General features: G+C 40.7%; 16 protein-coding genes and 1 other RNA gene. 6 read left to right on the top strand and 11 right to left on the bottom strand.

Features of this window, described 5'->3' with window-relative positions; translation table 11 throughout:
• Positions 1 to 204 precede the first annotated feature (204 nt).
• From B9T26_RS00575 to B9T26_RS00585, 3 genes are read right to left on the bottom strand one after another with little or no spacing between them, the layout of a single operon-like run.
• Complete coding sequence (locus B9T26_RS00575; RefSeq protein WP_086197879.1) at positions 205 to 984, bottom strand: glutathione S-transferase N-terminal domain-containing protein; 780 nt, start codon at positions 982 to 984, stop codon at positions 205 to 207.
• Between the two features lie 24 nt (positions 985 to 1,008).
• The gene (rraA, locus tag B9T26_RS00580; RefSeq protein ID WP_086197880.1) at positions 1,009 to 1,521 is read right to left on the bottom strand and encodes a ribonuclease E activity regulator RraA; all 513 of its coding nucleotides are present in this window, start codon (positions 1,519 to 1,521) and stop codon (positions 1,009 to 1,011) included.
• 12 nt (positions 1,522 to 1,533) lie between these two features.
• Complete coding sequence (locus tag B9T26_RS00585) at positions 1,534 to 2,199, bottom strand: nucleoside-diphosphate sugar epimerase (RefSeq protein ID WP_086197881.1); 666 nt, start codon at positions 2,197 to 2,199, stop codon at positions 1,534 to 1,536.
• A 215-nt stretch (positions 2,200 to 2,414) separates the two neighbouring features.
• On the opposite strand from B9T26_RS00585, the gene rpsT reads away from it, so the two are divergent.
• The gene (gene rpsT / locus B9T26_RS00590) at positions 2,415 to 2,681 is read left to right on the top strand and encodes a 30S ribosomal protein S20 (protein WP_039622003.1); all 267 of its coding nucleotides are present in this window, start codon (positions 2,415 to 2,417) and stop codon (positions 2,679 to 2,681) included.
• A gap of 141 nt (positions 2,682 to 2,822) precedes the next feature.
• Here the strand turns inward: rpsT and B9T26_RS00595 are convergent, their stop codons facing one another.
• Both B9T26_RS00595 and B9T26_RS00600 read right to left on the bottom strand, forming a co-directional pair.
• Positions 2,823 to 3,566 (bottom strand): histidine phosphatase family protein, encoded by a 744-nt coding sequence (locus B9T26_RS00595; protein WP_086197882.1) that lies wholly within the window; start codon positions 3,564 to 3,566, stop codon positions 2,823 to 2,825.
• A gap of 58 nt (positions 3,567 to 3,624) precedes the next feature.
• Entirely contained in the window at positions 3,625 to 4,479 is an 855-nt protein-coding gene (locus B9T26_RS00600) for a 3'(2'),5'-bisphosphate nucleotidase CysQ (protein ID WP_086197883.1), read from the bottom strand.
• A 13-nt stretch (positions 4,480 to 4,492) separates the two neighbouring features.
• Here B9T26_RS00600 and B9T26_RS00605 point away from each other — a divergent pair, with 13 nt between their 5' ends.
• From B9T26_RS00605 to B9T26_RS00620, 4 genes are all read left to right on the top strand, one after another.
• Entirely contained in the window at positions 4,493 to 5,179 is a 687-nt protein-coding gene (locus tag B9T26_RS00605) for an HAD-IA family hydrolase (RefSeq protein WP_086197884.1), read from the top strand.
• A complete protein-coding gene (locus B9T26_RS00610) occupies positions 5,172 to 5,609 on the top strand; it encodes an RNA-binding S4 domain-containing protein (protein WP_086197885.1) in 438 nt (145 codons plus the stop codon). Before B9T26_RS00605 ends, B9T26_RS00610 begins: the two co-directional genes overlap by 8 nt.
• Before the next feature lie 210 nt (positions 5,610 to 5,819).
• Entirely contained in the window at positions 5,820 to 6,863 is a 1,044-nt protein-coding gene (recA, locus tag B9T26_RS00615; protein ID WP_086197886.1) for a recombinase RecA, read from the top strand.
• An 87-nt stretch (positions 6,864 to 6,950) separates the two neighbouring features.
• Positions 6,951 to 7,544 (top strand): regulatory protein RecX, encoded by a 594-nt coding sequence (locus B9T26_RS00620; RefSeq protein WP_086197887.1) that lies wholly within the window; start codon positions 6,951 to 6,953, stop codon positions 7,542 to 7,544.
• 517 nt (positions 7,545 to 8,061) lie between these two features.
• On the opposite strand, the gene ffs is transcribed toward B9T26_RS00620, so the two are convergent.
• Positions 8,062 to 8,158: signal recognition particle sRNA small type (gene ffs / locus B9T26_RS00625), an RNA gene on the bottom strand.
• Positions 8,159 to 8,454: 296 nt separating this feature from the next.
• On the opposite strand from ffs, the gene B9T26_RS00630 reads away from it, so the two are divergent.
• Positions 8,455 to 9,336 carry a YbgF trimerization domain-containing protein gene (locus tag B9T26_RS00630; RefSeq protein WP_086197888.1) on the top strand — a complete coding sequence of 294 codons (882 nt, stop codon included), beginning with the start codon at positions 8,455 to 8,457 and terminating at the stop codon, positions 9,334 to 9,336.
• 44 nt (positions 9,337 to 9,380) lie between these two features.
• Here B9T26_RS00630 and lpxA read toward each other — a convergent pair whose 3' ends face one another.
• Genes lpxA through bamA form a run of 5 tightly spaced genes read right to left on the bottom strand, consistent with a single transcriptional unit; the run spans position 9,381 to position 14,779 of the window.
• Positions 9,381 to 10,169, bottom strand: a complete 789-nt coding sequence (lpxA, locus tag B9T26_RS00635) for an acyl-ACP--UDP-N-acetylglucosamine O-acyltransferase (RefSeq protein WP_086197889.1) — start codon at positions 10,167 to 10,169, stop codon at positions 9,381 to 9,383.
• Positions 10,166 to 10,651 (bottom strand): 3-hydroxyacyl-ACP dehydratase FabZ, encoded by a 486-nt coding sequence (gene fabZ, locus B9T26_RS00640; RefSeq protein WP_171262902.1) that lies wholly within the window; start codon positions 10,649 to 10,651, stop codon positions 10,166 to 10,168. The genes lpxA and fabZ overlap by 4 nt, the downstream gene beginning before the upstream one ends.
• Positions 10,652 to 10,657: 6 nt before the next feature.
• Positions 10,658 to 11,725 carry a UDP-3-O-(3-hydroxymyristoyl)glucosamine N-acyltransferase gene (lpxD, locus tag B9T26_RS00645; protein WP_086197891.1) on the bottom strand — a complete coding sequence of 356 codons (1,068 nt, stop codon included), beginning with the start codon at positions 11,723 to 11,725 and terminating at the stop codon, positions 10,658 to 10,660.
• 3 nt (positions 11,726 to 11,728) lie between these two features.
• Complete coding sequence (locus tag B9T26_RS00650) at positions 11,729 to 12,226, bottom strand: OmpH family outer membrane protein (protein ID WP_086197892.1); 498 nt, start codon at positions 12,224 to 12,226, stop codon at positions 11,729 to 11,731.
• A gap of 36 nt (positions 12,227 to 12,262) precedes the next feature.
• A complete protein-coding gene (bamA, locus tag B9T26_RS00655; RefSeq protein ID WP_086197893.1) occupies positions 12,263 to 14,779 on the bottom strand; it encodes an outer membrane protein assembly factor BamA in 2,517 nt (838 codons plus the stop codon).
• Between the last annotated feature and the right edge of the window lie 26 nt (positions 14,780 to 14,805).

The raw sequence follows: 14,805 nt of genomic DNA on the forward strand, positions 1-14,805 counted from the left end.
AATCTTATTTGCTATTCTGCTGTCAATCAATCTCAATGAACACAATAAAATAAACATTCTAGAATTCAATCGATCATTGCTCCAGCATTGATCGATTCAATATTCTGAATATGATGCACTATAATGTGGCCGCTTTGCTTTCAGTTTGAATTTATCCTATATACAAAAAAACCGCTGATTGAGCGGTTTCTTGGTTCATATAGGTTACTCACCATATTGCTGGTTTAAGTATTTGACAATATCGGCTGACTCGAACATTTTTACTCCGGTATTGGCATCAATCAGATACGGCACCTGAATATCACGCCCCATCACTGCTACGATTTTTTCACGTTTGCCCCCCGCAAGAGCTTCATATTTGCCAGGCTTAAAACGTAACACTGCAGGTCCCATATCCTGCCAGCGTTCCTTGGCCACGTTATGGTAAACATAGGGCAATTCCAGTTCGCTTAATACTCCACGCACAATACGGGTAAAAGGACTGGCTTCAAAACCCCATAATTCCAGCAGTTGTGCAGGTGCTGCACGATCTTTGATTTTCGGATTAATCCAGACGCCACGTGCACCATTCACGATGGTACCGGCTAAAGCTACGACAGGTATTTTAGGATAATGTGCAAATTTTTTTGGCGTTGTTCCTGTTTTACCATAATGCTTGAATAAATAATCAATGATGACTTGCGACTCGTATATTTCAGTACCCGTATTTTCATCAATAAAAAATGGAAATCGTCTCTTTCCGCCTTTTTCCTTGACTATTTTTCGATACTTTTGTCCGCCTTTAGGACAAGGATAGACTTCATAATCCAAATTCAACAAGGTCAGTACTTCACGTACACGGCGGCAAAATGGCGAACCTTCAAATTCATAAAGTTTGAGTGATTTTTCAGGCTGCTTTGGAAAGGCTGTACCGCTGACGCCTCGCCCTCCGGCAGTCAAGGATGAAGCCAGCGCCTGGATCACTTTAATTTGATGATTCACCATATTTTTATCCTTATATATTGGTCGTTATAAATCGACTAATTTTTCATTGGCAATCACAATTCCGTTGTTATCAGCATAGATATAATCGCCAGAATTGATGTTTACACCACCAAAATACAGAGTTACATCAACCTCGCCTATGCCTTTGCGATTACTTTTTTGTGGAATTGCAGCCAATGCATGCACACCCAAATCCAGTTCGGCAATTGCATCGACATCACGCACACAGCCATAAATCACCACCCCATTCCAGTGATTTTTAACCGCAGACTCGGCAATCATATCGCCCATCAAGGCACAGCGCATGGATGCCCCACCATCCACCACCAGCACTTTACCGGTACCATCGGTGGCAAGCAGTTCTTTGACACGTGAATTATCTTCAAAGCATTTCACTGTCACTACCTGACCGCCAAAACTTTTGCGTGCGCCATAGCTTTTAAAAAATTTACCATCCATAGATGGTGTCACGACCTGAATCTGTTTTTCTGGATTGTCATCAAGTAAGTCACATGTTACGAATGCTGGATTAGACACTTTATAGTTCCCTCATTTGGAATTTTGTATGCGTAAATTATCATAAATTTCAAACTTTTCAGTTTGAGTTTGCGCTGCCTCGACCATAGTATGAGCCACCTGCTCTGCTGTCACTGGCTTATATTTGAATGTATTGGGAACCAAATGCGAGAATTTCCGGTACAGCTTTTGGCTCAGATCTTCCAAAGTTCGCTGTTCTAACCGCTCACCCAACAATAATGAAGGCCGCAGGATAGAAACGCTTTGCAGGTTTAAGCTCTGGATATGACTTTCCAGCTCACCTTTTACCCGATTGTAAAAAATTTTTGATTGCGCATTGGCACCCATGGCACTAATCAACAAGTAATGGGTCGAGGTCGATTCAAATAAGTCAGCAAAATGTGCATTAATTTCATAATCGATATTATGAAAATTTTCTTTTGATCCTGCTTTCTTTAAGGTGGTGCCTAAACAACTAAACGCATGGCTATATCCGTTTACATCTTCATCGTTGAGTAAAAGAAAATCTTCCAACACAAATTGTTGTACTTTTTTTAGGCTTTTAAGCTGCTGATCTTCATGTCTCACCACTGCTGTGATTTTTTCACAGCTTTCAATCAGGCTGAGCTGCTTCAGGAGTTCACGTCCCACCAAACCTGTTGCTCCAATCACAATTGCACTTTTAATTGATTTAGTCATTTTTTAAGCAATCTCTATAGGTTATTTCTAATGTAACGGTTTCTTTATACTTTTTATGCATCTAAAATGTTGTCAAATCAAGTCAAGACTTGACTTAACGCCATAGTTTAATCACAATATGGCACTTGTTTACGGGCTGGTGATAATTCTTCTGATGAAGGTTTTCAGTTGCAATTTCAGCCCGCCCAGACCAATCTAATTCAAGGAGTGCACGAGTGGCAAACTCTGCTCAAGCTAAAAAACGTGCTCGTCAAAACGTTAAAGCACGTAAACACAACGCTAGCTTACGTTCTATGGTTCGTACTTATCTTAAACGTACAGTAGCTGCTATCGCTGCTGGTGATTATGCTGCTGCTACAGAAGCATACAAAACTGCGGTTCCTGTAATTGACCGTATGGCTGATAAAGGCATCATCCATAAAAACAAAGCTGCTCGTCATAAGAGCCGTTTGAATGCACAAGTTAAAGCTTTAGCTAACTAAGTTGTTGCATTGAAAAAAGCCCGTTTAGGGCTTTTTTTATACCTATAAGAAAATGACTGGATTTAAGATTAGTCAATTCTAAAAATATAAAATAGTTAAAAATTCTTGCTGCACACTGATTTTTTTAAAGCCAATCATTCTTTATTTTATTTTTTCCAAGTTCTGAAACTCCCGAATCGACAGCTCATTCACTTCACCACGCCAGATCCACTTTAGCTTGGATTCCAGAAACTCATCCCCTTCAAACCAGACAAATAAACCTTCCATCATTTTAGGCCAGTCTTCCCGGCTAATCGTATTACGCCCGGAAATCACCGCAATAATGGCTGCAAGGATTGTATCGTGGCTCACCGCCAAGCTTAAACCGAAATGGTCTTGTGGATGGGTGTTATAAATCAGTTCCAGTACATCAACCACCCCAGAAATAGGATGCTTCATTCCGGGTAAAGAATTATTGACAAAACTGTTAATAAAACCCAGAGCGCCCTGTTTTCGAAAATATGGACCTGCCTGTTTGATATCAAGCACAAAACTTCCCGGCTCGACCAATAAGCCTTGCTCGACAATTTCAATATGATGGGTATTCTGTGCCAGTGTACTTGCATCAGCACCTTGGATCATTAAAGCGGCCGTATCGACACAGCGCTGTATCGGACTGGAAATACAGTGTTGGATGCTACGATCAGTATTATTAATTAAATAGCTTCCCCAAGTCTGGGCCAACTCCCGTCCCTGTTCTGTTAACTGCAAATCATAGCCAGCCAAGCCCTGTCCAGTAACCACCTCACGAATAGAATGACGGGTAAATAAAGTCACAGGGGTTTTGGCATCAGGCAATAAATCAATCGCCTTCAGCATACTTGTAGGGAGTAGTTCTAACGCCATGATGCAGCCAAAAAATTTGAATCTGGTTGAATACACTATAGCATGTTAAAGCATCCGCTCAATCGATGTTCGCCATAAGTCCTAGAGTCTGGAATGCTAAATTCTTCATCTCGCTATTACGAAAAGCAATAAAGCCACCATTGAGCAGACTATCGCGCTGATTATATAAAAAAGGTCTGCCCTTGAAATCGACCAAGCCACCACCGATGCGCTCAATCAGGCATTGTCCTGCACTGGTATCCCACTCACTGGTCGGATGGAAACGTGGGTAAATATCCACTTTCCCTTCCAGCATCATGCAAAACTTATAAGCACTACCCGCCTTAAACTCTAGCACTTCCACCTGCTGTTTTAAGATATCCAGATATTTGGCATATTTGGGCTTGCCCTGACTGCTTTGACTTAAACCCACCTGAACAGTTTTAGACTGTTCATCATCAACATATTGCAGCCACTGCCGAGTCTCAATTTCAAATTTTAAAGGCAAGCCTTGTTTGGGACAAAAATATATGGTTTGTTCACCCGGTATGGCCAATAGCGCAAAGGTAGTATGTGCACCTTCAACCAGACTTAAATTAATTGTAAATTCAGGACGTTTATGCAGAAATTCTTTGGTGCCATCCAAAGGGTCAAGCAACCAGAAATTTTGCCATTGCTTGCGTTGGCTATTATCACCTTCTTCCGACAATAAAGGGATCAGCGGAAAAGTCTGCTTTAATGCCTTGGTGATAAATTCATTAACCCGATAATCGGCCTGTGTCACCGGAGAATTGTCATGTTTATGCTCTACATCGAAGACTTTACCCGCACAATAGGCCTGATATTCTGCTCGCAAAATTTCACATGCCTGTGTCACAATGGGAACCAACTGTAAAATCAAAGCATCTTGCGGTGCTGTCGTTGCTCTAAACATAGATTACCTTCATATGCCGAATTATTCAGAAAAACCCACCATCATCTTCGATATGGATGGCACACTTCTTGATCTTGCTTATGATGATTTCATCTGGAATCATCAACTTCCGATTCGTTATGCTGCCCAGCATGACTGCACACTCGAACAAAGCACCCAAGCGCTATTTCAATTTTATCAGCAACACAATCATACCTTAAACTGGTATTCCACCCGTTTCTGGAGTGCCAAGGTAGGTGTAGACACCCTTGCGCTACAACATGAGTTTAAACATAAAGTCGCTTTACGTGCAGGTTGTGTAGAATTACTGCAATATCTTAAAGCCCAGGGCTATTCCTGCTGGATTGCAACCAATGCCGATTGTGAAGGTTTAAAATTCAAACTCGAACAAACCCAAATCGCGCATTATTTCGATGTCATTATCAGCAGTGAACTTATCGGTTATGCCAAAGAAAATATCGAATTCTGGCAAAAACTGCATGCACTACATCCCTTTTCAATCGATCAGGCCTATTTTATTGATGATACGGAAAAAGTACTGAAAGGGGCAGAAAAATTTGGCATTCAGAATTTGATTACCATTGCCCAGCCCTCATCTAAAGGAGAGATCAGGACAGAAAGTCCTTATCCTATTTTACAAGATTTAACTGACTTGATTGCCATGTTAAAACAAGCTGAGGATTTGAAAATATATGCCTAATTCTTCTCAACAGCAGCATGTTGAAAGTATGCGTATCGATAAATGGTTATGGGCAGCACGTTTTTTTAAAACGCGCTCCATCTGCAAAGCTGCAATTGAAGGCGGTAAAGTCCATCATAATGGTGAACGGGTTAAAGTGTCCAAAGAAGTCCGGGTGGGTATGGAACTCACCATTCAGCAGGGCTTTGACCGTAAAACTGTCGTCATCAAGGCCTTATCTGCTGTACGCGGTGCAGCACCTATTGCACAGCAACTTTATGAAGAAACTGAAGTCAGTATTGCAAAGCGAGAGTTGATTACTACGCAAAGAAAGTTGCATAATCTAGCCCGACCTGAACATCGGCCGAGTAAAAAAGATCGACGACAGATCAGTAAATTTAAACAAGATAATGATCAGCAGTTTGACCAAAACTGGTCTTATGATGATTAGGGTCTGCTGACAATTCGCCTATGTTTGCGACGACGCAAGCCATTTCTGAAATGTCAACAAACCCCATTTAAGCGTCATATTCTGTCGTACTCGACCGAATTGATATAGAACATAAAGAATGAATCTGTCACTATACTTGGGTGGAACACGTTAGAAAGCAACACATCCACTTAAGTTAATATTTCTGTGACATCGTTTTGAGGTTGTGAGATGGATGATAATAAAAGCAAGGCGCTCAATGCTGCCCTAAGCCAAATTGAAAAACAATTTGGTAAAAACACAGTTATGCGTCTTGGCGATAACACTGTACTGGCAGTGGAGGCGGTATCTACAGGTTCGTTAACCCTGGACATCGCGCTCGGTATTGGTGGTCTACCTAAAGGCCGTATCGTTGAAATTTACGGCCCTGAATCTTCAGGTAAAACCACCATGACTTTGCAAGCGATTGCACAATGTCAAAAAGCTGGTGGTACTTGTGCCTTCATTGATGCCGAACACGCGCTTGATCCTCAGTATGCCCGAAAATTGGGTGTAGACTTGGACAACCTATTGGTCTCTCAGCCGGACAATGGTGAACAGGCACTTGAAATTGCCGATATGTTGGTTCGTTCTGGTGCAATTGACATGATCGTTGTCGATTCTGTGGCTGCACTAACGCCTCGCGCAGAAATTGAAGGCGAAATGGGCGACTCGCACATGGGCTTACAAGCACGCTTGATGAGTCAGGCACTCCGTAAAATTACCGGTAATGCAAAACGCTCGAACTGTATGGTGATCTTCATTAACCAGATTCGTATGAAAATTGGTGTAATGTTCGGTAGCCCTGAAACCACAACGGGTGGTAATGCCCTTAAATTCTACGCTTCTGTACGTCTGGATATCCGTCGTATTGGTCAAGTGAAAGAAGGTGACGAAATTGTCGGTTCTGAAACACGGGTGAAAGTCGTGAAGAACAAAATGGCACCTCCGTTCAAAGAAGCGTTATTCCAGATTTTGTATGGTAAAGGTGTGAACCAACTGGGCGAACTGGTTGATCTTGCAGTAGCTCAAGAACTGGTACAAAAAGCTGGTGCTTGGTATTCATATCAAGGCGATAAAATTGGTCAGGGTAAAAACAACGTTATCCGCCATTTAGAGGAAAACCCTCAAATTGCACAGGAACTTGACCGCCTAATTCGCGAAAAGCTGTTAACTCCCGTGACCAAGCCAATTGAAGAAAAAGATGAAGAAGAGCCAGACTTTCTAGATGCTTAATCAGCATGATGTTAAAGTCGAATTTTTCGAGTTAAACTGTAAAACGCCCTACGGGGCGTTTTTTATTTGATGTGATAGATACACAATATGAGTAATCCAAAATTCCCCCAAATGCTTGACTATGAAGCACTCAAGCAACAATTTGATGAATCCCCTGCTGAATCTTCTATCTGCTCACATCCATCGAATCCAGATGCCCTACATTTTGAAACTGATCCACAGCCCAAAGCACAAGGCCTAACCGGTACACGGTTACGTTCTTATGCATTTGCTGTACTCACACGCAAAGAATATTCCAAGGCCGATCTGGTCGAAAAGCTGGCCTTATATGCCATGGATCGTGAGGAAGTCATAAAACTGGTAGATGAACTGGCAACCGAGAACTATCAAAGTGACCAGCGTGTAGCCGAAATGCTGCTGTCTAGCCAAAAACGTAAAGGCAAAGGTCCAAACCGGATTAAGCTGGCATTGAAAAACAAGAAAATTGATACAGAACTGATTCAGGAAGAATTAAAGGAAACTGACTGGAATGAGCAAGCTTATCAGCTCAAAGTGAAAAAATTCGGCAAGACTGTAGAACGAGATCCTAAACTGAAGGCCAAACAAATACGCTTCTTACAGTATCGAGGATTTGACCTTGATGCAATATTCAAAGCTATTAGTCGTCGTGAAGATGACTAGAATTTTTAAGATTTGTCCCGATTTAAAAAGTATCATTATTCATTTTAATGCTTATATTTATATTCGAAATTTTTTCGCAGAAAAGTCTTAATCTGATCATATTGATCCAGATATTCATAAAGCTTTATATATTTGTGCTGACTCGATTTAGTCCTAATGTGCAAATGACTGAAACCGTTCACCATGCGCTCGTAAAAACCATCAATGTCTGAATATTCAATTCTGGTTTGAAACAATCCCTGAATCAATAAGCATTGCTGCGTCAATACCACCTGATAACGCCACAATCGAATGAGATAGGCAAAGATACACAAACTTTGAAGGATTAAAAAAATGATGACAAATATTTGACCAGCAAATGACATAAATGGCATGAACGGAATAAGCATGCTCATACTTATCAATAGAACCAGAATATAAAAAATGCTGCGAGTAATTTTAAAATAACGAGATATTGAGGAAATAATAGGAAGTGTGATTTTCATTATTTTTTTATTATTTTTAAAACTGGTGGCAACCCTACCAGCAAGCCTTCGGCACATCATATTTCCACTACCGTTGCTACCTTCCGGTCCTGGCGGGGTTCGTGGAGTACAATTGCGAAGTAACCGGCAGGGCTACCATTGCAAGAACAGAGTATAGAGATTTTTATTTAACTTGCAAGCGTTCAAATCGCTTTTCTAGCCACAGCGCTTTCATTTGATTATTTAAAAAACAATATGCAGTGTAAACGCCATTTTTACATGCTTTTTACCAGCACAATCAATTACTTTAAAACTACGACAAGATTGTAAATGCATATTGCATTTCATGGGCTGGACGTTTTTAATGTCGTCATGTCTTTTAAATGGTCACACTCTAAAATCTTGGGTTTAGAAAGTGCCGAAAAATACAAAATGGATGTTTTTTTATGATGCTCAAACAGCATGCTTTATGTGTACTCACCTTACTGGGTTCCGCTTCACTTTATGCCAATGTCCCGATTGAATCACGTGATTTAAGTCAAAATAGCAGTATTGAATCCAGTGCTAACAATGCCGCTATTAATTCAGGTGCAGCTGTTGCCAATGTGCCCACCAATCTGAATTGGCAGATCATGCAGAAAAACCAGCAATTAGAAAATGACATTCGCGCCTTGCGTGGGAAAATTGAAGAACAGGACAACGAAATTGAACAGCTTAAACACGAACTGACCAATCGCTATACCGACTTGGACCAGCGTCTCGAGTTATTGCAACAAAAGGTTGATCCTGAAAGCGCAACTTCAGAGGAGGATAACCAACAGGATACTGCACCCAGCACCAACACAGCCCCAGTAGCAACCACTACCCAACCAGCAGCCAAAACTACAAATACGCAAGCACCAACTGCCAAGGCAAAAGCTGCCAATACGCAAGCAACGGCCATTAACGCTCAGTCTTCAGCTGAACTGGATAAAGCAGCCTATACTGTCGCTTTAGATGCCTATAAACAAGGTGGTGCAAAAAAAGCCATTGCACCCATGCAAAACTTTATTAAGAACAATCCCAATAGTGTCTATATTAGTAATGCCTATTTTTGGCTCGCTGAATTTAATCTGGCGATTGAACCCACCAATTATAGCGAAGCTAAAAAGAACTATAATATTGTGGTCAATCAATACCCCAATTCTGCAAAGGCCTCACGCGCTCTATATCAGCTCTACAATATAGCCAAAGATGTCGATCATAACACTACCTTGGCCACGCAGCTTAAAACCAAACTGCAAAAAAATTATCCTAAATCTGAAGAAGTGGGATACTTAAAGAAATAAAAAAAAGACACCCGTTTGGGTGTCTTTTTTTTAGCTATATTCGCTTAACGAACAATACCACGCTTAGATTGCTCTAAAGAATCAATCAATAACTGTGCCTCAGGCGCTTCAGGTAACAAATCCGTGCGAATCTGCTGTATGGCCTGTTCGGTTGTTAAACCTTCTTTATAAATCAATTTAAAGGCTTGACGTAAGGCCTGGATCACATTCTTAGACCATCCCTTACGACGCATACCTTCAACATTCATTGCAAAGGCATGTGCTGGATTACCAGAAACCATCACATAAGCAGGTACATCTTTTAAAATCAGCGATGCGCCACCAATCATGCTGTAAGAATCGATTTTGCAGAATTGGTGAATACCAGAGTTACCACCCACAACCACATGATCGCCTACATGCACATGTCCAGCAACACCAACATTATTGGCAAAAATATTATGATCGCCTACCATACAGTCATGTGCAATATGAGTATTGACCATCAATAAATTATGGCTACCAATTTTAGTGAGTCCTTGATCTTGAACCGTACCACGATGCAAGCTGCAATGCTCGCGAATTGAATTGTGATCGCCAATTTCAAGCCAGGTCTCTTCGCCTGCATATTTTAAATCCTGACAAACTTCACCCACACTCGCAAACTGGAAGATTTCATTATTTTTTCCAATTCGAGTATAGCCACCCACAACCACATGTGAATGTAGTTTGGTGCCCTCACCAATAGTCACTTGTGGTCCAATAATACAATAAGGACCGATTTGTACATCTGCAGCAATCACTGCAGATGAGTCAATAATGGCGGTTGGGTGAATTAAATCGTTATTACTCATGCCTGCTCTATTTTTTGATGCGAAACCATAATTTCCGCGGTTGTTGCTACAACGCCATCCACTGTGGCTATACAATTATATTTGTAAATGCCACGCTTGTGCATAACCAATTCTGCTTTTAATACCAATTGGTCACCAGCAACGACTTGTTTTTTAAAACGAACCTTTTCAGCGCCCGCAAAAAGAAACAGTGAACCTGGGCCAGGTTTTTCATTATTCATGATAAAACCAAGTATACCAGAGACTTGAGCTAATGCTTCAACAATCAATACACCCGGCATAATTGGATAGCCCGGGAAATGTCCCTGTAAAAACTCTTCGTTGATTGAAACATTCTTATAACCCACAATACCATTATCAGTCACATCCACAATACGGTCGACCAATAAGAAGGGATAGCGGTGAGGTAAATATTCACGAATTTGTTGAATGTGCATTGGCAATTCAGGCTTCGTAAATGCAGGAGTATTCGACTCAGTCATCATAATCTATTTACGCTTAAAAGTTGATTCAAGGGACTCGATTTGAGCCTGTATATGATCAAGCCGTTTCAGTAATTGGGTCAATGGCACATCTGCTAATTGTTTAAAGCGTACAGCAGCGCGTTTCCAGTGCAAACTTTCCAGCATAGGCGTGCCAGAAGAGTAGCTTCCCGCCTCAGAAATATTTTTTGTGACCATTGACATCCCGGTAATCGTCACGTTATCGGCAATATTAATATGACCTACAACTCCAACTGCTCCAGCCAACACACAGTTTTTGCCAATTGTCGTACTGCCTGCAATACCACATTTTGCAGCAAGTGCTGTATTTGCACCAATTTTTACGTTATGCGCAATTTGCACAAGGTTATCAATAATGACCCCATCTTCCAAAATGGTGTCATCGAGTGCACCACGGTCAATACTGCAATTTGATCCAATTCGGACATCATTACCGATTTTCACTGAACCTAATTGTGCAATACGATGCCATTTACCCTGATAAGGAGCAAAACCAAAGCCTTCTCCCCCAATCACCGTATTGGCATGAATACGGACGCGATCACCGATTTTTGTTTCACCGGTTAAAGTAACATGTGAATCAATAAAACACTGTTGACCAATTTCTACATCATCATCAATTTTAACGTGTGATTGAATGATGGTGTTATCACCTACTACGCAATGCTCACCAATAACCACATAATGCCCAATATAGGCACTATCGGAAATGATGGCAGAAGGATGGATTTGTGCTGTGCTTTCTATCCCCTGATGCTGATTTTTCTTTTCAAAAACATGCGTCAGGATGGCAAAAGCAAGATAAGGATTATCGACCACAATAAAGTTATTGTGCGTATCTAACTGATTTTTTAGAACTGAAGTAACAATCAGCGCACCTGCTTTTGAAGCACGTGCATGATCTAGATATTTATCAGCGTTTACAAATGCAATATGTTTCGCTTGAGCCGCATCTAAGCTGGCCAATCCTTCTAAAATTAAATCAGATTGACCCACGTACTCGCCTTGTACCAGGCGAGCAAGATCTTCTAAGCGAAATTGTCTAGGATTCATGGATTACTTAATAACATTAACCTTTTGAATCATTTTATCAGTTAAATCATACTTAGAGTCATAAGCAAGCGCAGAATTTTTATTCAAAACAACATCCAAGTTATTTTCTTTACGCAATTGTTCTGCCACCTGCTTGATTCGACCATCCATAGTCTTGTTCATCGACTGAATAGTTGACTGTACAGTTGTCTGTACACTTTGCTGAAGCGTATTAAACTCTTGTAGCTGAGTCTGAAATTGCGTAGACATTTTCTGCTTTTCAGCATCTGATAAATTAGGGGTTTGTTGAGCACGTTGTTGCAGAGCTTCCAGTTGTTTAGCTAACTGTTCAAGCTTGGTGGTTTGCGGCTTTACTTTTTGTTGTAAAGAAAGATTTTGTTGTTTTAAATAAGTGCTGTTTTCTACCACTTTTTCCAAATCAACCACACCATAACCCGCAGCATGTACCATCGATGTACTTGCCAAACCTGCAAAAGCCAGACTCATTAATATTTTTTTCATGTAAATATCCTTTATTCAACCCGTTTAGAGTCGCACTTAGAAAGTACGACCGATTTCAAACTGGATATTTTTAGTATCATCGCCGGCTTTTTCATTTAGCGGATAAGCATAGCTGAGAGATAATGGCCCAATCATGGTAATCCAGGTAAAGCCAACACCTACGCTATAACGCATGTTATCAGCATCAAAACCAAAGTTATCTTCACAATACTTTTTGGCATCTATGCCCGGATCTTGCTTATTGCCTGATAAATATAAATTACCCGATGGAACATTACACTGAGTATCAAAAACTTGTGCACCTTCAGCAAATAGTACTGGACGAACCTGGCGAGTCCAATCACCTTTAAATGGTAGTGGTAAGGCCAATTCAGTACCAAATTGTACCAAAGCATTACCCCCTACTTCTTCCGGATCATAGTCTTTTGCTCTTGACTCATTATAGGTAACACCAGGGTATTTAGGACCTAATGTACTGTTGTCATAACCACGAACCGAGCCAAAACCACCAGCATAGAAGTTTTTATAAAATGGCAGGTCATTACCATAACCTAGCTTACCGTAACCACGTAATACAAAGCCCTTACCTAAAGGCTGGAAGGCTTGTGCATCATAAGTAACTTTTTGATATTCAACATCACTACCCGGTAATGCAACTTCAGCATTTACACGGTGTGACATACCAGATGTTGGGAAAACTGGACGGTTTAACGTGTTATAAGACCAACCCAAGTTTAAGTTATAAGTCAGGAAATCACCCGTAAACTCAGTACCAAATGGTGCTGATTCACTGCCAGTTGGACAGTTGTATAAACCAGTAGCAGGATCTAATACCGTATTTACCGTACAGTAAGTAGATGTCTTTTTGGTTTTACCATCGTGCGCAAGCAAGTAATCACGTACATATGTAGACACATACGGACCAGTAGTAACATCAGTCTGATCAATATTTAAACCCGCGCTCACACTTTGGTTTTCATCAATTGGATAACCAAAAGTAATACCGCCACCCAAACTGTCAGTCACGTAGTTGTTGACGTTATAGTCATTATCCAGCTTGGTTTTACGGTAGTACATGTTATAACCACGACGCACACCATCAATGGTAAAGTACGGATCGGTCACACTTAAATTATAATAATCTTGTGTTTCTGAACGGGATAAATCAATCGAAACACTATTACCTGTACCCAGGAAGTTAGTTTGGCTTAAACCTGCCTGGAAAGTTACACCACCACTTTGCGAGAAACCTACTGCCAGGGTACTTGTGCCTGAATGCTGCTCTTCAACATTGACGTTCAGATCCACCTGATCAGGTACGTTTGGAATGCGTGCCGGTTTAATATCAACTGTTTTAAAGAAACCTGTACGTTCTAGACGAACTTTAGATAAATCAATTTTTTCATTGCTGGCCAATGCCCCTTCCATCTGGCGCATTTCACGACGTAATACTTCATCGGCAGTTTTGGTATTACCGGTAAAATTGATACGACGAACCGTAACTTGCTGACCCGGATTAATATAATAATTTAAATCAACCAGTTTGGTTTCTTTATTAATTTGCGGAACAATATTGACTTCAGCATAGTAATAACCCGCATTACCATACTTACGCAGTAAAAGCTGCTTGACTGCATTCACTTTTTCTTGAGAATAAATCTCGCCATCTTTGTATATTTGCAGTGCTTTTAATTCTTCAGGTTTGTATAGTGCATCACCCAAGAATTTGCTTTCACCAAATTTAAATTGCTCGCCTTCTTCTACAGCCACTTCAACAAAGATATTCTTTTTATCTTCACTCAAGTTCAAACTTGAATTGGTGATATTGAAATTGATATAACCTTTGTTTAAATATAAAGCCCGTAAAGCTTCAAGGCTGGCCGCCATCTTTTCACGTGCATAACGGTCATTACGGGTAACAATTGAACTCCAACCGCTTTCTTTAACTGCAAAAGCCTGCTTGATTTCACTTTCTTTAAAAACGGTATTGCCGATGATGTTGATATCAACAACTTTTGCCGCCTTTCCTTCAACAAAATCAATGGTTAAATCAACACGGTTATTCGGTCTGGCAGTCGTGATTACCTTAACGTCAGCATCATAACGACCTTGTTGCATATACTGCTGTTCAAGCTCAGTTTCGATGGTTTGCAAAGCAGATTTTTTCAAAACCTCGCCTTCTGCAATACCCATCTTTTTCAACCCTTCTTCCAGGGCTTCTTTAGGAATAAGTTTATTTCCCTTAAACTCAACCTTTGAAATAATTGGGCGCTCTATCACTGTAAAAACAAGCGTATCTGCTTGTTGAGATGCTTTAATATCATCAAACAAACCGGTGGCATACAAAGCACGAATCGCATTTGCAATAGTCGCATCATTGACACGGTCGCCAGCATTGACAGGCAACATCCCATAAACATTTTCTGGCGTTAAACGAACAAGTCCGTCAATTTTGATATCGCGGACAATGAATTCATCTGCTGCATATACTTGTTGTACTGCTGCCATTGCACTAACGAGTGCCAAAGGCATAAATAAATGTGTGTGCTGCATGCCAGTCTTTTCCGATGTTAATTTAT

The organism is Acinetobacter sp. ANC 4169 (assembly GCF_002135355.1).
Lineage (GTDB): Bacteria > Pseudomonadota > Gammaproteobacteria > Pseudomonadales > Moraxellaceae > Acinetobacter.